The sequence below is a fragment of the Planctomycetota bacterium genome (assembly GCA_035384565.1).
Classification (GTDB): Bacteria; Planctomycetota; PUPC01; order DSUN01; family DSUN01; genus DAOOIT01.
The window spans coordinates 16353-36712 of the sequence record DAOOIT010000026.1 but is presented as its reverse complement, the minus strand read 5'-3'; the positions used below and the strand labels follow the sequence as shown (position 1 = coordinate 36712).

Genomic DNA, 20360 nt, shown 5'->3' with positions numbered 1-20360 from the left:
CAGGGTGACCGAAGGGAACCCTGGGCAAACAGGCGCCCCCCACCCTAGAGCCCACGGCCCGGTCGCCCACGTTGTGGGCTAACCCAGACCCTCCAATGTCCCGGCCGCAGCCCCGCCAGGGGCGTCCGGGCCGTAGCCCAGGGTGACCGAAGGGAACCCTGGGCAAACAGGCGCCCCCCACCCTAGAGCCCACGGCCCGGTCGCCCACGTTGTGGGCTAACCCAGACCCTCCAATGTCCCGGCCGCAGCCCCGCCAGGGGCGTCCGGGCCGTAGCCCAGGGTGACCGAAGGGAACCCTGGGCAAACAGGCGCCACCCCACCCTAGAGCCCCCGAAGGGGGCGATTCAGTCCGAGGACCAGGGGCCCTCGTGGCGAAGTGCATCCGAAATCGCCCTCAACATCTCAAACGCCGGCCTCGCGGTCTCGGGCGGGCGGCTGCCGAGGCCGCAGGAGGGGGTGAGAAGGCTCTGGCGGAGGACCCTCTGCGGCTCGAGGCCCCAGGAGGCGAGTTTGGCGATCTGCTCGCGGAGGCGGCCGACCAATTCGTCCGCGCTGGTGGCGGCCAGGGCCTCGGGGTCGGTCGGGACGATGCCCCAGGCGATGTTGCCCCCACGCCGAATGAATTCCACCAGCGCCTCCCGATACGTGAGGAAAGCCGTGGCATACTCGAAGGCGTCGAACGACACGATGTCCACGCTGCTCTGGAGGAAGATCGTCCAGTCGGTGTTCGCGCAGCAATGCGTGCCCTTGACGGGCGCCGCGGCGTAGACCTGTTCGAGCACCTCGCGGGGCTGCTCGGGCCGCGTCCAGCCGAAGAACGGCGTGCCGAAGGAGGTGAGGAACGGCTCGTCCACGAAGATGACGGGCCTAGCCCCAGCGGCCTCGATCTGGCGGGCGAGCCAGCGGACCTTGAGCGCGAGGTGCTTCACCAGCACGTCGCGGAGCACGTCGTTGTAGAGGATGGGCGTGCCCTCCTCGTCGAGGAGGCTCATGCCGACGGTGACCGGCCCCGAGACCTGTGCCTTGGCCTCGGCGACGCCGCTGGCCTTGACCCGCTGGAGGAACCCAGCGAGCGACGCGCAGACGCGGGGCGACATGTGACCCGCATCGTCGTCGGGGGCATCGTAGCGCTCGAAGAGCTGGGCGACGCCCTCGAAGAAGGCGTCGTTCTGGACGATCAGCCACTTGCCGTCGCGGCGGTCGAGGCCGGGCAGGCCCTCGTACATCTGCTCGTTCATCCCCTCGTTGGGCGAGAGGCGGGGGAGTTGCGGCAGCCAGGGCAGGTCGGGCGCGGACTCGAAGACGAAGTCCAGCGCCTCCTCGACACTCGTGACGGCGAGGCTGCCAATGCCCGTGACGCGACAACGGCCTTCAAAGCCCATGAAGAGTTCCCCGCGAAACACGCGAAGGGAGGCGGAAGAAAGACTGCTGGGATTATAGCAGAAACGTGAGCGTTCTTGGAGGGGGTTGCCGGGGGAACCTTCGTGCGAAGAAGGTTCCCCCGGCCCAAGCGGTGCGTCAGTCGCCCATGTTCTGGGCAAAGCCGCGGTTGCGGAAGAGGAAGAGGCCGTCCTTGCCGGGGGCGACGATGTCGAGGAGCCCGTCGCCGCTCTTGTCAATGTCCACGACCTCGAAGGCGATGCCGCAGCCCTTGGTCTGGCGAAGCGGGCCGTAGTCAACCACCTGCTTGACGAAGGCCTCGCCCGTCCACTTGAAGTAGTAGATGCCGTAGGGGTCGTACTCGCCGGCATCGTGGCCGCAGTGGGCGCGGTAGCGTTTGCCGGTGATCAGCTCGGGCTTGCCGTCGCCGTCAATGTCGGCCCAGATCAAATCATGGTACTGGCTGTTGAAGGGGTCAATGGGGTGCTTGATCCAGGAGCGCTTGCCGCCCTCGAGGCGCTGCTCGAACCAGTCGAGGCCGTAGCCGTGGGCCTGGCCGACGATGAGGTCGGCGAGGCCGTCGCCGTTCACGTCCACGACAAGCACGGGGCAGCTCGCGCCGCCGAGGTTGAACTCGGGGTGGAAGGTCCAGGGCTGTTCGTAGGGCTTGGGGGGCTGCTCGAGCCAGCCGTTGGTGAGCACGAGGTCGGGCCGGCCGTCGCCGTTGATGTCGCCGCAGCCGAAGCCGTGCCCGGTGCCGCCCTTCTCGGGGGCGAAGATGACGTGTTCGCGGAAGGCGCCGGTGCCTTTGCCGCTGGCGTCGGTGATGAGCTTGAAGACCTTCTGGGGCGCCCCTGGGGTGTTCGGCACGATCTCGGGGATGCCGCAGCCGTCAATGTCCCACGCGCGGGTTGTCTCGACATTGCCGGTGTCGGCGATCTTGTGGACGGCCCACTCCTTGGTGGGGTCGCCCTTGGGGTTCTCCTTCCAGACGAGGCATTGGCCGAACCAGCCGCCGGTGACGAAGTCGGGGTAACCGTCGCCGTTGACGTCGAGGGGCAGGGTGGAGAAGTCGTCGAAGTACTCGCCCGCGGCCATGACGGGGCCGATCTTGCACTTGCGGTCGAACTTCGGCCCGGGGTACCAATAGGCGCCGGAGACGATGTCGAGGTGGCCGTCGCGATTCACGTCGAACACGCCGGCCGCCTCGTAGCGCTCGTCGGAGATGAAGACCTTCTCGAAGCGAAGGGGGGGCATAGGCACTCCTTTCCAAGCTTGCCGCTTGCGGCTTGCGGCTTGCGGCTATTCGATCTTGATCGCGTGCTTCACGGGCACGACGGCGGCGGCTGCGGCGTCGAAGAGCTCCTGGTTTCTCCTGGCCAGCGCGGTGCGGACGCGCTCGAACGCTTCCTTCTCCTCGGGCACGAGCCGCTGCATGCTGGGGAGCTTGTTGATGAGGTCCTTGATCATCGGCGTCTCGAAGTTCTGCTGGGCGCGGACCGCTGCGTCCACCTTCTTGAAGGCGTCGCAGAAGGGGTTGTCGAGCAGCTCGGCAGCCAGGTTGACGCCCTTCGCCAGGTCGGCGGCGGCGAACTCCTTCGATGCCTTGCCCCAGGTGACCTTCACCCGGTCGCCCCTGGCGCCCTTGACCACGAGCGTGAGGCGGTTGAGGTCCTGGTTGAACGGCACGAACTCGATGATCCCGCTCGTGGCGTTGGGGTCCTTGGGGTCGCCAAAGAAGCAGAAGGGGTAGCGGGTGCTCTCGAGTTCCACCGCGCCGTCCTTGCACGCGAGCACTTTGTGGCCCTCGGTGGCCTCGGCCTTGCCGGCGGCGAGGTCCACCGTGATCGTGCCGATGTTGCCGTCGCAGCCCAGGGCCTTCAGGAAGGCGTAGGCCATCAGGAGCTGGCCATTAGCACCCGGGTGGACGCCGTCGCCGCCGGCCACGTGGTAGTCCTTGCCGTACTTCGCCTTGGCCTTCGTCATCGCGTCCATCATGGGGTCGAACACGTTGCCGAAGACGACACCCTCCTTCTCGGCCACCTCACGGGCGATGTCGCGGAGCCTCGCGAGGGTCTCGTTGTACATCCTGGCGGCGGCGGGATCGTGGCGAAAGGTGTCGGCATCCACGACGCCGGGCGAGCCGACGACGATGAGGCGGACGCCGGCCTTCTTGAACTCCTGCACGATGGCCCTCGTGCTCTCGCGGTACGACCTGCCTTGCTGGTTCTCGTCGAAGGGGCGGTAGCCGCCGTCGTTCATCCCGTAGCAGGTCGTGGCCACCGTGGGCTTGAAGGGCAGGCAGTCGTTGGCCATGCGGTTCCTGAAGCCGCCGGCGGTCTCGCCGCCCCAGCCGAACTGCATCACGCGCAACTTCGCCGCCGGCTGGCACATCAGCAGGTAGTCCTCGATGAACACCGAGTACTGCTTCTGCTCGGTGATCGAGTCGCCGGTGACCGCCACGAGATCGCCGTCCTGGAGCTTCGCCTCGCCGGCGAAGCAGGCCAGGGCAACCACCAGCACCAGCCACAGCCCCGTCGCCACTCTTCGACGCATCTGCCCGCCTCCAATGGTTGAGGGGAAACGACACCGTGAATGGCGCTCATTATCGTGATTGCCGCCGAGCGGGTCAAGCGATGGCGCGGCGCGCACGCTTGACGCGGCGTGTCCCGTCGCCTAGAATGGCCACATCGGGAGGAAGGAAAGGAGCCAAAGCGATGAGGCAACTGGCAGTTGGCGTCGGCATGCTGCTCGCGGTCGGCGCGGCCTTCGCGGGCGACGACTGGAAGCCGCTTTTCAACGGCAAGGACCTCGAGGGCTGGAAGGCCAACGACCCCACGAAGTTCAAGGTCGAGGACGGCTGCCTCGTGGGCTTCCAGGAGGACGGCAAGGGGGCGGACATCTTCACCACCGCGGCGTTCGACAATTTCGAGCTGCGCTTCACCTACAAGGTCAAGTGGCCGGCCAACAGCGGCATCTGGTTCCGCGACCGCTACCAGTTCGACATCCTGAAATGGACCAGTCCGAAGACATTCAGCGGCGCCTTCTACCCCGGCGCCAACAGCACGTTCGCCTTCGTGAACCTCGACGAGAGCATCGAGAACCGCGACGGCTGGAACGAAGGGCAGATCTACGCGAACGGCGACCACATCATCTTCTGGCTCAATGGCAAGCAGCTTGGCGAGGTGCACGACACCCGCTCGGCCAAGGGCCGCGTGGGCATCCAGGTGCACGGCGGCGAGGGCTTCAAGGGCATGCAGATCGCCCTCAAGAGGATCGAGCTGCGGCCCCTCAAAGAAGGCGACAAGCCCACCCCGCCCGCTGCGCCCCAGTCGGCCGAGCCGGCCAAGTGAGGCGCCCCAAGGCCGCGCGACCACGCCGCCGCGAACACAGAACGGCGCTTGCTTCTTGACGCGTGGGGGATTGGCGCTATAATCCGAGTAGAGAGGGAGTGCGCCGAGCGAGCCTACGCGAGGCCCGGCAAGGCCGCGCACTCCGCGCTCTGTCATAGGCTGCATGACGGGCGGGCGTCGGCTGGGGCTACGGGAAGGAGAGCGAGACCATGGCCGCGATACTGATCGTGGAGGACGATAGGAATCAGCGGCTGCTTCTTCAGGACGAACTCGGCAGCCAAGGCCACTCCATCGCCACGGCCGCCAACGGCCACGAGGCGCTCGACACGGTGGCACGGTTCATGCCAGACCTGGTGATCGTGGACATCGCCATGCCCGAGATGGACGGCCTGGAGCTCCTCGGCAAACTGCTGGCGATCAATAACCACCTCCCCGTCATCATCCACACGGCGTACGCCAGCTACAAGGACAATTTCATGTCGTGGGCAGCCGACGCCTACGTGGTGAAGCGGGGCGACCTGACGGAGCTCACGAACACCATCGAGCGCGTGCTCTCGCAGCACAGGGCTGCCGGAAGGAGTACCGCAGCCAGCGCCTGAGGCGGCTCCGAGCCCATCGGGGGCGGGCCCAGGCCCGTCCCGCCCCCGCGTCGTGTGCGGCCGTCAGGCGAACTCCACCTGCCGGCCCCTGCGGTGCGACGCGTACGCCGCCTCCATGAGCTCGGTGAGTTGCGTCCCCTCCTCGAGCCCGAAGTGGATCTCGGAGCCCTCCAGGCAGCCGCTCACCCACTGGCGCAGCGGCGCCGGCAGCGGTTTGGGCAGCTCGCTCGGCATCACCCAGCCCGGCACACTCGAGGCTACCTTGTTCGAGCGCAGCAGCGGACGTCCGTCCGGGCCGCCGATCAGCAGCGCGCCCTCGGTGCCGTAGAGTTCCAGGGCGCCCGGGCTGTGCGACGACACGAAGCTGGTCTCGACAATCGCGATGGCCTTGCTCTCGAACTCGATGAGGCACACCGAGTTGTCCTCGACGGCGTGGCCCGTGCGGTCGTTGAACGTCGAGGTGATCCGGCGCGGCCTGCCCAGGATCCAACGGGCCAGGTACATCGGGTGCGCGCCCAGGTCCATCATCGCCCCGCCGCCGCAGGTCTCGGGCACGTAGAAGTGCGGTGGCAGCCAGCCCGCCGACGCCCCGTTGTGGGCCACGCGCACGCGCAGCACCGTCACGTCGCCAATCAGCTTCTCCTCGGCCACCTTCTTCGCCAGCAGGCTGGTGGGCGAGCAGCGCTGCGGCATCGAGATGCAGAACTTCACCCCCGCCTTCCGCACGGCGTTCGCGATGCGCTCGCACCCCCGCACCGTGAGGGCCATGACCTTCTCGGTGAAGATGTGCTTGCCGGCCTTCGCCGCGGCGATCATCACCTCGGGGTGTATCGAGGTCGGGGCGTCCACCACCACGCCATCCACGTCGTCGCGCGCCACGCACCGGGCCAGGTCGGGCTCGAAGGGCACCTTCAGCTCGTCCGCCCACGCTTTGCCTCGGGCAGGCTCCTCGTCCCACACCACGGTGACCTTCGCGTCGGGGAACGAATTCACCGTGTTCGCATAGCCCTTCGCATGCACGTGCCATCCGCTCAACATCGCCACCCGCAGCATGCCCATGCCAATCTCCTGAACGGTTCTCGGAACGACGCGGGAGAAGGCCGCCACCATCGCCCCAACGGGCGCGCTCATTCTATCGCGCGGCCCCGCCAATGCAAGCGGGCGAGTGGAATCCGCCTGCCGATCCTGCTAAGCTGGTGGTGGAGACGGGTTTCGCGATTCGCCACCCTGGTGGAGTCTGGTCATGTCTCGGTTCCCCGCGCTGCGTTGGTTCATCGGCATCGCCACCCTCAGCATCCTGGCGCCCGCGACGGCCGACACCGTGGAGACGAAGCAGGACGAGCGGCTGAAGGGCCGCGTCGTCCGCGAGACGCCCGCGCATCTCGTCATGCGCACCGCGTACGGCGAACTCACCATCCCCAAAGCCCAGGTGAAGAAGCACGACCGGGCAACGTACATTGTCGAACTCAAGGACGGCTCGAAGCTCGAGGGCCAGATCGTCGCCGAGGACGACAAGGCCCTGTCGCTTAAGATCGGCAGCGACACCCGCGCGCTGGCGCCGGCCGACGTGAAGGGCGTGACCGAGAAGCCGCCCACCCCCGCCGCGCCGAAGCCCGACCCGCAGCGCCTGCTGCAACTGCACCGCCGGGCGCTGGAGATGTTCGACAAGAAGGACTACAAGGCCGCCCTGGCCGCCTGCCTCGAAATCCTCAAGACCAGCCCCGACGACCCGACCGCCCTCTACAACGCCGCCTGCGCTCTGGCCCGCCAGGGCGAGAAGCCCAAAGCCCTCGACTACCTCAAACAATCGGTGGAAGCCGGGTTCGTGGACTTCCTGCACATCGAGCGCGACCCCGACCTCGAATCGCTGCGGGACGAGGCCGCCTTCAAGGAGCTGCTCGCGAAGAAGGACGAGTACACGAAGAAGGCATCCGAGAAGACGATCGAGCGGATCACCAAGACGCTCGCCGAGCGCGGCATTGACGCCAAGCGCTACAAGACCCTCACCGACCCCGAGCGGAACTTCGTCTACCTGCACGCCAAGGACGACAAGGAGATCGCCGAGCTGCGCCGCAGCCTGGAGGCCTATGCCGACTGCCAATGGCGCGACCTCTTCCAGAACAAGCCCCAGCGGCCCCTCTACATCGTGCTGCTCACAGCGGCCGACACGCCCAAGGTCTTCACCGGCGGCATCGGCGGCTTCTACAACCCCGCCTCCTCCGCGCTCTTCTGCAGCGACATGCCCGTCAACAAGCTGCTCCGCGCCGACGTGGTCCTCCACGAGTTCACCCACGCCCTCCACTACGCCGACATGCTCGCGCGCCGCCAGGAGCACCCGATCTGGCTCATCGAGGGCCTCGCCACGCTGTTCGAGAGCTCGGACCGCGACGGCACGGTGAAGCCGCGGCAGAACCACCGCCTCCTCGTCGCCCAGCAGGCCGCACGCCAGGGGCGCCTGCTCCCGTGGACCGCGCTGATGGGGTTCACCCACCCGCAGTTCATGGCCCAGGCCCAGCTCGCCTACGCCCAGGCCCGCTACATGCTCTTCTACATGCACGAGAAGGGCCTGCTCAAGCGCTTCTACGACGAGTACACCGCCGACGCCAACTATGCCCGCGACCGCGCCGCCATAGATTCCTTCCAGGCCGTCTTCGGCAAGCCGATCGAGGAGGTCGAGCGCGACTGGAAGCAATGGCTCGTCAAGCAGTCGGTGCCGCCCGTGCCCTTCCTCGGCGTGGCGACGCGCGAGCAGGACAACAAGCTGGTCATCGCCCAGGTGACGCCGGGCTCGCCCGCCGACAAAGCCGGCATCAAGGCCAACGACGTGCTCCTGAAGATCGCGGGGCGCGAACTCGATTCGACGTCCGACCTGATGGAGGCCGTGGCCGGCCTCCAGGCGGGCGATGAAGTCGAGGTGGAAGTCCAGCGGGAGGAGAAGAAGCTGAGCCTGAAAGCCAAGCTGACCACGCGCACCGACCTCACGCCCCGAGCGCCCGAGATGGCGCCCTACCTCGGCCTCACGGTCGAGCAGAGGAACGGGGCGGTCGTCATCCGCGAGGTGGCGCCCACATCGCCCGCAGGGCAGGCGGGCCTCAAGCCCGGGGCGGAGATCGCCGAGTTCGAGGGCAAGAAGCCGGCCACGGTGCGCGACTTCCTGGCCGCGCTGCGCAAGATGAAGCCCGGCCAGAAGGTCAAGCTGGCCACCAAGCTCGGCGACGAGGCCCGCACCTTCACCATCGAGCTCGCGCCGCAGCCCTTGCCCGAATGACCCGGCCGCGGCGGGCGACAGCGGGGCCTCATTCCAGGACGACGTACAGGGCGTCGGGCGGGAACGCCAGGGTCTTGCCCGTGCCGGAGTCGGCCAGAGGGATCCGCTTCACCGCCATGCCGTTCGGGTCGAGCACCACGGCCGTCCTGAGCTGGGGGTTGCGGATCGTGACCCTGACATCGCCCTCCACGATCAGCCACGGGGCCTTCCCGAAGTCCACCACCTGCTCACCGTCCTCGGCGCCGATCTTGACGGGGCTTGTCTTCCAGCCCGTGGGCCGCTGGGTCGTGCCCACCTGGACGAGCACCTTGCCCGACGTGGCGAGCGGCTTGTCGTCCATCGAGACCAGCAGCACGGTCGCGTAGTCGTTGCCCGACTGAATCGTCACGTCGGCGCACGCGATGCTTTCCGCCTTCTTGAGGAAGCCGGTCACGCCCTGGGCCTTCGGCGCGTTGAGCTTGCAGAGCCCACGGCCGTAGTCCCACTTCAGCTCGCCCGTGTTCGAGACCACGGTCTTGGCCGACGGGTCAATGAACTTCGACAGGTCGGCGACCTGGCTCCTGGCAGGGTTACCGCCGTAGGTGGTCTGGACGGGGCCGACGAGGTAGGCCAGCGGGTTGACGCCGCCCTTGACGTTGGATTCCTTCGAGAGGTGGTCCTTGTCGCGATTGGGGTCGTAGCCGGCGTCCTCGGCGATGATGGGCATGCGGCGCTGCCAGAGGTCGTCGAGCGATCGCTGCTCGTGCACGACCGGCTTGCCCTGCCGCACGTAGCCCTTGCGGTAGAGCAGAGCGGCTGCCGGCCACTGGCCCAGGAGCATCGGCGTCGCGCAGACCCACTTGCCTTCGGACGGCAGGTAGCCATTGGCCGAGCCCGGCTCGCGCCAGCCCTCCTCGCCCGTGGCGAACCAGTAGAAGGCGTCCACGCCATTGAGCGACTGGTAGGCGGCGACAAGGAACGGCCCCTCCGACTGGTAGCTCATGGGCGGCACCCACGAGCTCTCGGAGACGATCATCGGAAAGCCCTCGACCTGCTTGAGCGTCACGGGCAGCTCGCGCGGCCGCAGCAGCACGCTGGGGTCGGTGAAACGGTCGCCATTGACGATCGCCCAGCCGTTGTGCTGTCCCTCGTGGATGCCGCCGTAGTAGCGGTTCACGGCCATCACCTCATTGGAAGAGTAGGACCACCGCTCAGCGTCGAGCATGATCACGTTGTCGGCGGTCCGCCAGTTGCCGGCGTTGACGAGTTGCTTGCAGCCGAGGTCGTTGCGCAGGTAGTCGCCGATCATCTTGTTGAAGCGCCGCATCACCGTGGCGAAGAACTCCATCTGGTCGGAGCAGCGCCTCTGGAAGCCCTCGCCGAAGCGGCGCTGCGACAACTCCCACACGATGAGGAGCGCCGCCTCGCCCTGGGCGAAGTCGTCGGGCGCGTCCTGGTCGGCCGACGGCGCGGCGCCGCCCCATGTCTCCCTGGCTTTCTCGAGCGAGCCGTACTTCTTCTTGAGGAAGTCGCCGAACTGCCGCCGCAACTCCTTGCGCGCCGCGCCCTTGATCCCCTGGCTGGTGTAGAAGAGCAACGAGTCCTCGTTCTGTATCTGGATGATGGCGAGTGCGGGGTCCTTCGCGAGCGGGATGCCGGTGTAGGGGTTCGGCTCGGCCAGCACCTGCTTCATCCAGGCCTTGTAGGCATCCTGGAGCTTCTTGTCGAAGAAGAGGAGCCCCCAATTGCCGTTGCCGCCGGTGTCGAGCACGCCCATGGCGGGCTTCACGCGGGCCGGGCCGGCCCAGTAAGGCGAGTAGGTGACGTAGATGCCCTCCTTCTTCATCGCGGCCACGCCGCGCCAGAGGTGGTCGCGGTCCTTCGTGTCAATGCCCATCAGGTCGTTGCCGGCCGGCGTGATGTTGCTGTGGAAGCGGACCATGTTCACCCCGCGCTTGGCCAGGAAGCGGGCGTGGCGGGCGAGGTCCTTGTCGAACGCCCCGCTGTTGACGGCCCAGAAGCGGGCGGGACGCCCGTTTCCCAGCACGAAGTCGTTGCCGTCCTTCGAGCGGGCGACGAAGCCGCTTTCGCCGGCCACTTTCTCGTTGAGGGAGCGCAGGTCGAGGAACGCGTCGGGGCTGAACGCATCGCGCGGCGGCCGGAAGGCCCAGCGGCCCTTCTCGGCGGCCTCAGCGACGGCGGCCAACTGGCCGGGCTTCAGGATGCCCTCGGGCCGGAACGCCGCATCGGCAAAGACGAAGCAGTCGAGCATCCCGTGGTTGTTGTTCGCGCTGTCCATGCGGAACTCGATCGTGTGGGCGCCCTGCGCGAGTTTCACCTCGCCCACATTCGCCCAGGCGAGGAACCGCAGGTCTATCTTCCCGTCCTCGGCGATGTTGACGTTGCCCACCTGGCTGCTCGACATGTCGATGCGTGCCCAGTCGCCGCCATCGAGTCTGTACGACAGTTGGGTGCCCACGGGGTTCGCTCGGACCCAGAGGACCCACGTCCTGGCCACCGGGGCGGCGAAGGCATAGGTCGCCTCGCCGGGCTTGTCGGACCAGTTCGAGATGAAATCGCCGCCCGACAGTTGGTCTTTCTTCACCTTGTCATACCACCAGGGGTGGCGGTGCATCGAGTTCGACCTGGCGGCCTCCCCTTCGACCCAGATGAAGGAGGGCGCCTGCTCCGCCGCGGTGCTGTGCGACGCAGGGAGAGGAGCGAGGACGAGACCGAACACGGCACCCAGGCGATTCCAGTGACGCATGGTGATTCCTTTCATTTCGGCCGCGCCCCCGCCCTGTGCGGGGCAGCCGGCGTGGCGGGTCCGGGCGTTCGCCGCTTGAAACATAAGTGTAAGCGCAATGGCAGCATGCGTCAAGGGGCGAAGGGCGCAACCGAGCTTCGCGCCACGGCATCCTCATCAAGCGCCACGCCGAAGCCGGGGTCGCCGGGCACGGGCAGGCAGCCATCGGCCTCCAGCGGCAGGGCGAGCAACCTGTCGTGCGGCGGGGCGAGCAGGTTGCCGTGAAGGCCGATCTCGGTGAACTCCACCGCGTCGGTCACGGCGACTGTAGACGCGGCGAGGTGGAGCTTGGCGGCCACGCCGATGCCCAGGCCGAAGGCCGTGCCCAGCACGCACTTGAGGCCCGCGGCTTCGGCCAGGGCCGCGATCTTCTTGGCCGCGTAGAGCCCGCCGGCCTTGGCGATCTTGATGTTCAGCACATCGGCCGCCTCGTGGCGGATCAGTTGCAGGGCATCGTGAATCGAGTAGCAGCTCTCGTCGGCCTCGATCAGGGTGTCCACCGCCCGACACACGGCGGCCATGCCCTGGAGGTCCCAGGCGGCCACGGGCTGTTCGAGGAGCTCGAGGCCGACATCGTACCTCTCGGCGAGGCGGCACAGGCGGATCGCCTCCTTGGGCGAGTAGCCCTGGTTGGCGTCGGCCCGCAGCGACACGCTCGGCCCCACGGCCTCGCGGATGGCGCGGAGCCGGTCGGCGTCCTGCTCGGGCACGCCGCCGATCTTGGGCTTGAACGCGCGCACGCCCCTGGCCACGTAGGCCGCGCACGCCGCGGCCATGTCGGCCGGGGCGCCGCCCGCGATCTCGATGGCCACGGGCACGCGCTGCCGGTGCGAGCCGCCGATGAGGTCGCTCACGGGCACGCCGAGCGCGCGCCCCATCAGGTCGTGGAGCGCCAGGTCAATGCCCGACTTGGCGCACGAGTTGCCCCGGTAGTCAATGCGGTGCATGGCGTATTCGCGGTCGAAGGGGTCGAGGCCGACGATCTGCGGCCCCAGGTAGTCGTCAATCGCCGCCTGCACCTCCTCGAGTGTCTGGCCGAAGAAGCCGATATCCACGGGCGCCTCGCCTGTGCCGGCAAGACCCTCGTCGGTCTCGATGCGAACGAGCAGGTACTCGAGGATCGTGCTCGGCCGCTTGGGCGAGAGACGGCTCAGGCGCCCCCACTCGCGCTTCGTCCCCGCGTCGTCCGACGCGTAGGAGCGTGGAGGAATGGGCAGGCGGACGGGTGTGGCCGCGACACGCGCGATCTTCATTCCTTGCGTCCTAACACAACTTTGGGCACCCGCTGGATGGGATGACCGGATGGTTGGATGAATGGATGGTTGTCAGGCAGCCATCCACCCCTCCACCCCTCCATTCATCCTGTCCAACGCACGCACAGCCTGCCTGACAGCGCCTATCTCTCATCGGGCCGCAACTCGTGAGCATGCTCCAGGAACCGCGCCAGCAGTTCGGCCGTGGCCTCGATGTCGTCGGCGTGGCAGAGTTGGACGGTGGAGTGCATGTACCGCACCGGCGCTCCGATGGTGGTGCTGAGCGCGCCGGCCCGCGCCTGCTGGATGGCCGCCGCATCGGTGCCGCCGCCGACGTTGCGCTGGACGGGGATGTGGTGCCGCTCGCACACGTCGAAGAGGAACTGCACCAGCCGCCGGTCGCCGATGGTCAGGCGGTCCATGATGTACACGCCCGTGCCCTTGCCGAGCGCGCAGGTGCGTTCGTGCTGGTCGCCGTAGGGTCCCCAGCAGAGGCTGCCGTCAATGGCCACGCCGATGTCGGGCTGGATGGCGTAGGCGGCGGGCCGCATGCCGCGGAGGCCCACCTCCTCCTGCACCGAGCTCACGGCGTAGGCGTCCACGGAGGTGTCGCCGACGCGCCGCATCGCATCGAGCAGGCAGTAGGTGCCGATGCGGTCGTCGAAGTTCCTGCCCACGTAGACCTTGTCGTTGAGCCGCTCGACGCCCGAGGCGAAGGTCACCACGTCGCCCACCTGCACCAGTTCGCACAGGGCGTCGCGCGGCAGGCCCGTGTCGAGAAACGCCTCGTTGACCTTCGTCAGCTTGTCCTTGCTGTCTTCGCGGTTGTCGGGCACGACGACGGCGCCGACGGGCTTGCGGCCGTGGATGATCATCCGCTGCGAGGTGATGACCTGCGCATTGAGCCCGCCCATCGGCTCGAAGCGGATGAAGCCGTTGGAATCTATATGCTTCACCATCATCCCGATCTCGTCCACGTGGGCGGCCAGCGCCACCTTGAGCGGCGGCGAGCCGTCGGCGGGCGGCCGGGTGGCCCTCTTCAGGCCGATGACATTGCCCAGGCGGTCGCGGCGCACCTCGTCGCAGCTCGCGCGCAGCGCCTCCATCACCACGGCCTGGGCCTCGTCCTCGTATCCCGGCACCCCGGGGGCGTTGCAGACCCGCTCGAAAAGCTTCTCGTCCATCCGCTGGCTCCTGTTCCCGGCCTGTCGGCGAAGCGGGCCACCCCCGCCACCTGCCCTCAGGCCAGCCCTATGGTACCCGCAAGCGGCCTGCGTGTCGAGTGCGCCATGATCCTGGCGCGTTGGGATCCCGCAGCGAGCATGGCCACCCGACCTGGCCGCCCTCGCCGCGGGGGCATCCAAGCCGTGCCCCTCCCCTCCCGAATCACTCTGGATGAACGAAAGGGGTGCAGAGGGGCAGGAACGGCCACGAAAGGCCCCAGAGCGCCCCAGCGCCATACTTGCTCAAACCAGAGGGGGAGGAAATTGAGCAAGTATGGGCGGAAAGGCCGTAGAGCCGCCCGGATCGCCAAAGCGCCATACTTGCTCATCTCGCGGCGGCGGGGGAGTTGAGCGGGTATGGCGGCGCCGTGTCTGCTTTCCAAGACAGCGTGGGCGAGCGGGGGCGCAGGCGCCGGAATCTGGGGGCCGTGCTCTCCCGAAGCGCACTCTTGAACCTCCCGGCGCCGCCGCGGTATAATCGCGCCCACACGGCAGGCCAACGTGGCCGGCCAGGGCCGGAGGGGATCTGGGCGGCGTTTCGCGCGCGGGCGCGGAAAGGAGCCACGATGAGATCGGCGAACGGATGGCTGAGCGTGGTCCCGGTTCTGGGGCTTCTGCTCTGCTCGATTGCGGTCGAGGCCGCCGACTGGCCGCAGTGGCGAGGGGCCAATCGCGATGGCAAGGTGACAGGCTTCACCGTGCCGCAGGCCTGGCCCAAGACGCTGACGAAGAAGTGGACCGTGCCCGTGGGCGCCGGCGATGCCACTCCCGCCCTCGTCGGAGACAAGCTCTACGTCTTCGCGCGCCAGGGCCAGGACGAGGTGACCCTGTGCCTCAACGCGGAGGACGGCAAGGAGCTGTGGCGCGACCAGTACGCCGCCGATGCCCCCACGGGCGCCGCAGCCCGGCACGCCGGCCCCCGAAGCTCGCCCGCCGTCGCCGACGGCAAGGTGGTCACCCTGGGCGTCAACGGCGTGCTCTCGTGCCTCGATGCCGCCAGCGGCAAGCTCCTCTGGCGCAAGGACCCCTTCCCGAAGACCGTGCCGCAGTTCTTCACGGCCATGTCTCCGCTCATTGTGGACGGCATGGTGATCGCCCACCTCGGCGGCAAGGGCAAGGGCGCCATCCTCGCCTACGACCTCGCCACGGGCAACGAGAAGTGGCGCTGGGACGCCGAGGGTCCCGAGTACGCCTCGCCCGCCCTGATGACGGTGGAGGGCGTGAAGCAACTCGTCACCCTGACCGAGAAGAGCATCGTGGGGGTGGCCGTGGCCGACGGCAAGCTGCTCTGGCAGCTCCCGTTCGTGCCGCAGATGCGGGCGTACAATGCCGCTACGCCGATTGTGGACGGGCAGACCGTTATCTGCACGGGAGCCGGCCGCGGCACCAAGGCCATCAAGATCGAGAAGCAGGGGGACGCCTTCGTGGCGAAGGAGCTGTGGAACAACCCCGACGTCGCCGTGCAGTTCAACACCCCCGTGCTCGAGAACGGGTTGCTCTTCGGCCTGTCGAGCCGCGGCAACCTCTTCTGCCTCAACGCCCAGGACGGCAAGGCCGCGTGGACCGACGCCGCCCAGCACGGCCGCGGCTTCGCGGCGATTGTGGACGCTGGCCCGGTGATCCTGGCCCTGCCCAGCACCTCGGAGCTGATCGCCTTCAAGCCCAGCGCCGCTGCCTACGAGGAGGTCGCGCGGATCAAGGTCTCCGACACGCCGACCTACGCGCACCCCATCCTCGCGGGGAACAGGGTTTTCGTGAAGGACCAGGACGCGCTGACGCTGCTGACGCTCGAGTGAGCGTCAGGAGGGCGGCGTAGCCTGCATTTCTCACCAGCCTGCGCCGCTGAAGGCAGGGAAGTTCGTATTCTGTCATGCTGAGCTTGTCGAAGCACCTTTCAGAGGAGCAGACCGCGACAACAGTGTGCGCTGCCTTACGCAGGCTCACTCCCCTGAGAGGTTCCTCGACTTCGCTCCGCTCCGCTCGGAATGACAGTTTGCTGGCGCGCCGCCAGGCGGGCGTAGGCCGCCGGCGTGTCCACGTCCTCGACGGCGCCGGGCGTCGCGGCGTCCACCTCGAGAACATCGCCGGGATGCGCGCGGAGGAGTGCGCGCAAGCCCGTCCCATCGTAGCGGCTCAGAATCTCGTCGCGGTAGCGCATTGCGACGAGCAGCGGGTGGCCGCGGCGCCCGGCATGCGTCGGCACCACGATGCCGCGCCCCGATTCGCGAAACCCCTGGACCACCGCGGCCACGGTCTCGGGCGTGACGCCTGGCTGGTCCCCGAGCACGATCAGCGCCGCGGCGGCCTCGCGCGGCAATGCCCGCAGGCCGCAACGCACCGAGCCGAGCATCTCGCCCCCTGGGTCCGGGTTCGCCACGAAGCGAACGCGGCGGCCCGCGAGCGCGGCGGCGATGCGCTCCGCGTCGGCGCCCACCACCACGAGCACCTCCCCCACGGGGCCGGCAAGGACGGCGTCGGCCACGCGTGCGATCATCGGCTGCCCGCCCACCGGCAGCAGCAGCTTCTGAGCGCCCATGCGGCGCGAGCGTCCGGCGGCAAGGATGACGGCGCAGACCATGTGGACCTCAGTGGAGCGGCATCCGGGGCGCGCGGCCCGTGCGCCGCACAGCGATCAACTGGGCCACGATGCTCGCGGCGATCTCGGGCACCGTCGCCGCGCCGATGTCCAGTCCGATCGGCGCGTAGACGCGCGCAAACTCCTCGGGCGTCGCCCGCCCCGACTGGATGAAGTCATCGCGCATCAGCGCCACCTTCCGTCGGCTGCCGATCATGCCCACGTAGGCGGCGGGCCGACGCAGGCACGCGGCGAGGGCCTCGGCATCGTGCTGGTGGCCGCGCGTGACGATGACGACGTAGGTGTCGCCGGCGAACGGGAAGTCGGCCAGCCGCTCGGCCACAGGCCCGCAGCACGTCGCGGCGCCGGCGGGGAACAGCTCGGGCCGCGTGAACTCGGGCCGGTCATCCATCACCACGACCTCGAACCCTACCAGGTCCGCCTGGGCGGCGACCGCCTGGCCCACGTGGCCGCCGCCCACGATGACGAGCACCGGCCGGGGAATGAGCGGCTCGACCAGCGCCTCGCGCCCTTCCTCGGCAAACAGCGCGGGCTGCTCCGCCTCCAGCACGGTGCGAACCGCCTCGGCGCCCGGGAGATCCTGCTCGGGCGGGACCGCGTCCGCGCGCAGGAACTCGACGGCGACTTCACACGGCTCGGCGCCGCGAAGGTGCGTGACAAGCGCGCCGCGCTGGCGGCAGCGGCGCGCGGCGGCTGCCGCGGCGTAGGCGTCTCGATGCCGGGCGGCCGTCGGGTCCACCAGGAGGCGCATCCGCCCGCCGCAGATCGGGCTGGCGTCGCCCACGGCGCGCCCGAAGAGCGTGAAGCGGAACATCAGGGGCCGGCCTGTGGCGATCGCCTCGGCGGCGCGTCGCTGTGCCTCGGCCTCGACGGCCCCGCCGCCCACCGTGCCGCGAAGGACGCCGCCCGCCGCAATCGCCGCCTTGGCGCCCACGCCGACGGGCGAGGAGCCCTCCGCCTCGAGCACCACGGCCACGGCGAAGCGCTGGCCGCGATCCGCGAGTTCCACAATCGCCTGATGGATATCCCCCGCGGGGTGGCTCACGTTCATGGTTCGCTCGCGCTGGCAGTGCGGCCTTCAGGCTGCACGCTATCCGAACGGGGGGCGCCGAGGAGCGCAACGGGCTGAAGCCCGCACTACGAACCGCCGGACTCGGCCAACCGAATGGGCATCGCGCGGATGCGTTGGCCCGTGGCGTGGAACACGGCGTTGCCGATGGCGGGGGCGATGGCGATGATGGGCGTCTCGCCGCCGCCCGCGCTCGGGAGGTCGGGGCGGTCGAGGAGATGGATGTCCAACTCGGGCACGTCGCTGAACCGCGGCACAAGGTACTGGCGGAAGCGCGGGTTGAGCATCTCGCCCTTCTCGAAGCGCATCTCCTCGCGGAGCGCGGGGCCGAGGCCCATCACGATGCAGCCCTGCACCTGCGAGAGCAGGTTGTCGGGGTTGAGGATGGCGCCGCACTCGAACACCTCGGTCACCTGCCGCACGGCGATGGTGCCTTTCGCTCGGTCGAGGGCGATCTCGGCGCAGGCGGCCACCACCGAGCCCTTCTCGGTGCCGCAGGCGAGGCCGATGCCTGCGTCGGGCCGCTTCTCCTTCACCCGCTCGCGCCAGCGGAAGCGCTTCGCCGCCTCCTCGAGCACGGCGCGCAGGCGCGGGTTGTCGAGATGCGCGAGGCGGAAGTCGAGCGGGTCGGCCCCTGCGGCCGCGGCCAGCTCGTCCATGAAGCACTCGCGGGCGAAGTTGTTGGCCGTGGCGGCGAGCGTGCGGTACGAGCCCTGGCGCAGCGGCGTGTCGGACCGCACGAAGCGGCAGTTGGCCTTGCCCGCGCGATACGGCGTGTCCACGGCGGCCCCGCCCGAGTTGATGTTGATGAAGTGCCACGACGTGAGGGCGCCTTTGGCGTCGAGGCTGGCCTCGATGTCAATCACCGCGGCCGGGCGGAAGTAGGCCCAGGTGAACTCCTCCTCGCGCGTCCAGTGCAGCTTCACGGGCTTGCCGGCCGCTCGGGCCAGCCGGGCCGCCTCGATGGCGGCCTCGCCCGTGTGCTTGCCCCCGAAGCCGCAGCCGAAGTCGGGCACGATCACCCGCACCTGGTCGTTCCCCAGGCCGAATGCGCCCGCCAGCTCGCGGTGGTAGCCGAAGGGGTTCTGGGTGCCCGTCCACACCGTGAGCTTGCCGTCGGCCCATTCGGCGAGGGCGACGCGGGTCTCCATCGGCGCGTGCTGCACGTAGGGGACGCGGTAGGTTGCGCGCAGCGCCTTGGCCGCCTTGGCCACCTCGTCGGCGAAGGGGTTCGCCGGCACGCCGCCCCCGGCGCGCTGCCGCAGGTAGTCGAACACCTCCTGGCTCGACGGATGCGGCGCCGGCTGCCACGTGGCGGTCTCGGCGATGGCGGCCAGGGCCCGGCGGGCGAGCAGGCTGGTCGGCGCGGCCACGCCCACGAAGTCGCCCTCCCGCACCGCCACCACGTCCTTCATCGCCTTCGCGGGCGCGAGGTCCACCGCCCCCAGCCGTGCGCCGTACGAGGGCGGCCGCAGCACCTTGCCATAGAGCATCCCGGGACGCACGAGGTCGGACGGGAACTTGTGGGCGCCGGTCACCAGGTCGCGGACGTTCGGGCGCGGCAGCGAGGTGCCGAGCACCTTCCATTCCTTCACGGCGGTCAGGGTGATGCCGCCCGGCACGGCCTGGTCGAATGCCTTGGGCAGTTCGTCGCTGGCGGCCAGCTCGGCGTAGGTGAGGGTGCGCTTCGTGGCGGCGTGGGTGATGGCGCCGTCGCGCGCCTCGACGGCTCCAGGCTCCACGCCCCAGCGCTGGCAGGCGAGCTGCACGAGGGCCTCGCGCGCGGCCGCGGCCCCCTGGCGCACGGCGGGCACGGTGGAGGGCGTGGTGCGGCTGCCGGCCGTGAGGCCGTCGTCGGGCACCAGGGCCGTGTCGCCCATCACCATCGTGATGCGGCTGGCGGGGACTCGCAGTTCCTCGGCGGCGGCCTGGGTGAGCTCGGCGCGGGCGCCCTGCCCCATTTCGATCTTGCCCGTGAGCACCGTGATCGCGCCGTCCTGGCCGATGTGCACCCGCGCGGCGATCGTGCCGCCTCGGCCGCCGCCGCGCGGGCGGCGCTCGCCGGCCAGGGCCGGCCCCGCGCCCACGGAGACGAGCAGGCCCGCGCCCAGCACGCGCACGAATTCGCGGCGGCTGAGCGCGCGCTCCGTTCCCGATTGCCGACTGCCGACTGCCCCTTTCATCCCTGGCCTCTCTTCTCTGCTGCCTCTCTTCTCTGGGTGCTCTGCGTGAGACTCTTCCGGCCTCATCGGCCTCCGGCCTGCACGGCCCGGCGGATGGCCCTGAGGAGCTTCGGGTAGCCGCAGCAGCGGCAGATGTGGCCCTCCATCCGCGAGAGGACCTCGGCATCGGTCGGGTTCGGCTTCTCGTTCAGCAGGCCCACCACGCCCAGGATCATGCCCGGCGCGCAGTAGCCGCACTGGACCGCGCCCTCGGCGAGGAAGGCTTCCTGAACAGGGTGCAGCTTGTCGCCCGCGGCCAGCCCCTCGATGGTCACGACCGCCTTGCCCTCGGCGTCGGCCACGGGGGTGATGCACGAGCGCACGGCCTTGCCGCCGAGCAGCACGGTGCAGGCGCCGCAGCGCCCTTCGCCGCAGGCGTACTTCGTGCCCGTCAGGCCGAGGTCCTCGCGCAGCACCTCCAGCAGGGGGCGCCCGGGGTCGGTCGTCACCGTCCTGGGCTGCCCGTTCACCGTCAGCGAAAGCGTCTTCTCGATAGCCATGCCTTCATCTTGCTTGTCCCGAGGGCGGTTGTCAAGTGCGGTCTGCGGCCAGCTCCCGGCCGGCCCGTCTGGCCGATGCAGCGCTCCGCCCACGCGGCGTGCCTTGACAACC

Annotated in this window: 15 protein-coding genes; 4 read left to right on the top strand and 11 right to left on the bottom strand. The window is 69.0% G+C overall.

Translation table 11 applies throughout. The features are described from left to right. Positions 1-344: 344 nt before the first annotated feature. The 3 genes from PLE19_11375 to PLE19_11365 all read right to left on the bottom strand — a co-directional run bounded on the left by PLE19_11375 (position 345) and on the right by PLE19_11365 (position 3936). Positions 345-1382 carry a hypothetical protein gene (locus PLE19_11375; protein HPD15546.1) on the bottom strand — a complete coding sequence of 346 codons (1038 nt, stop codon included), beginning with the start codon at positions 1380-1382 and terminating at the stop codon, positions 345-347. A 136-nt stretch (positions 1383-1518) separates the two neighbouring features. Beyond that, positions 1519-2637, bottom strand: coding sequence for a VCBS repeat-containing protein (locus tag PLE19_11370; GenBank protein HPD15545.1), 1119 nt, complete (start codon positions 2635-2637; stop codon positions 1519-1521). A gap of 45 nt (positions 2638-2682) precedes the next feature. Beyond that, positions 2683-3936 carry an SGNH/GDSL hydrolase family protein gene (locus PLE19_11365; protein HPD15544.1) on the bottom strand — a complete coding sequence of 418 codons (1254 nt, stop codon included), beginning with the start codon at positions 3934-3936 and terminating at the stop codon, positions 2683-2685. A 161-nt stretch (positions 3937-4097) separates the two neighbouring features. On the opposite strand from PLE19_11365, the gene PLE19_11360 reads away from it, so the two are divergent. Together PLE19_11360 and PLE19_11355 are read left to right on the top strand one after the other, a co-directional pair. Next, positions 4098-4733 carry a DUF1080 domain-containing protein gene (locus PLE19_11360; GenBank protein HPD15543.1) on the top strand — a complete coding sequence of 212 codons (636 nt, stop codon included), beginning with the start codon at positions 4098-4100 and terminating at the stop codon, positions 4731-4733. Positions 4734-4942: 209 nt separating this feature from the next. After that, on the top strand, positions 4943-5332 hold the full coding sequence (locus tag PLE19_11355; GenBank protein ID HPD15542.1) for a response regulator: 390 nt from the start codon (positions 4943-4945) through the stop codon (positions 5330-5332). Positions 5333-5395: 63 nt separating this feature from the next. On the opposite strand, the gene PLE19_11350 is transcribed toward PLE19_11355, so the two are convergent. Further along, positions 5396-6391 carry a Gfo/Idh/MocA family oxidoreductase gene (locus PLE19_11350; GenBank protein ID HPD15541.1) on the bottom strand — a complete coding sequence of 332 codons (996 nt, stop codon included), beginning with the start codon at positions 6389-6391 and terminating at the stop codon, positions 5396-5398. A gap of 184 nt (positions 6392-6575) precedes the next feature. On the opposite strand from PLE19_11350, the gene PLE19_11345 reads away from it, so the two are divergent. After that, positions 6576-8600 (top strand): PDZ domain-containing protein, encoded by a 2025-nt coding sequence (locus tag PLE19_11345; protein HPD15540.1) that lies wholly within the window; start codon positions 6576-6578, stop codon positions 8598-8600. 28 nt (positions 8601-8628) lie between these two features. On the opposite strand, the gene PLE19_11340 is transcribed toward PLE19_11345, so the two are convergent. From PLE19_11340 to PLE19_11330, 3 genes are all read right to left on the bottom strand, one after another. After that, on the bottom strand, positions 8629-11346 hold the full coding sequence (locus tag PLE19_11340; GenBank protein HPD15539.1) for a hypothetical protein: 2718 nt from the start codon (positions 11344-11346) through the stop codon (positions 8629-8631). 110 nt (positions 11347-11456) lie between these two features. Then, positions 11457-12638, bottom strand: a complete 1182-nt coding sequence (locus PLE19_11335; protein ID HPD15538.1) for an enolase C-terminal domain-like protein — start codon at positions 12636-12638, stop codon at positions 11457-11459. A 143-nt stretch (positions 12639-12781) separates the two neighbouring features. Next, the gene (locus PLE19_11330; protein HPD15537.1) at positions 12782-13822 is read right to left on the bottom strand and encodes a M42 family peptidase; all 1041 of its coding nucleotides are present in this window, start codon (positions 13820-13822) and stop codon (positions 12782-12784) included. A 605-nt stretch (positions 13823-14427) separates the two neighbouring features. On the opposite strand from PLE19_11330, the gene PLE19_11325 reads away from it, so the two are divergent. Continuing rightward, positions 14428-15657: a PQQ-like beta-propeller repeat protein gene (locus PLE19_11325; GenBank protein HPD15536.1), complete on the top strand. Its 1230-nt coding sequence runs from the start codon at positions 14428-14430 to the stop codon at positions 15655-15657. A 134-nt stretch (positions 15658-15791) separates the two neighbouring features. Here PLE19_11325 and PLE19_11320 read toward each other — a convergent pair whose 3' ends face one another. The 4 genes from PLE19_11320 to PLE19_11305 all read right to left on the bottom strand — a co-directional run bounded on the left by PLE19_11320 (position 15792) and on the right by PLE19_11305 (position 20248). Next, entirely contained in the window at positions 15792-16439 is a 648-nt protein-coding gene (locus PLE19_11320; protein ID HPD15535.1) for a nucleotidyltransferase family protein, read from the bottom strand. 7 nt (positions 16440-16446) lie between these two features. Continuing rightward, positions 16447-17508, bottom strand: a complete 1062-nt coding sequence (locus tag PLE19_11315) for an XdhC family protein (protein ID HPD15534.1) — start codon at positions 17506-17508, stop codon at positions 16447-16449. Between the two features lie 86 nt (positions 17509-17594). After that, positions 17595-19709, bottom strand: coding sequence for a molybdopterin-dependent oxidoreductase (locus PLE19_11310; protein ID HPD15533.1), 2115 nt, complete (start codon positions 19707-19709; stop codon positions 17595-17597). Positions 19710-19771: 62 nt separating this feature from the next. Beyond that, positions 19772-20248 (bottom strand): (2Fe-2S)-binding protein, encoded by a 477-nt coding sequence (locus PLE19_11305; protein HPD15532.1) that lies wholly within the window; start codon positions 20246-20248, stop codon positions 19772-19774. Positions 20249-20360: the final 112 nt, after the last annotated feature.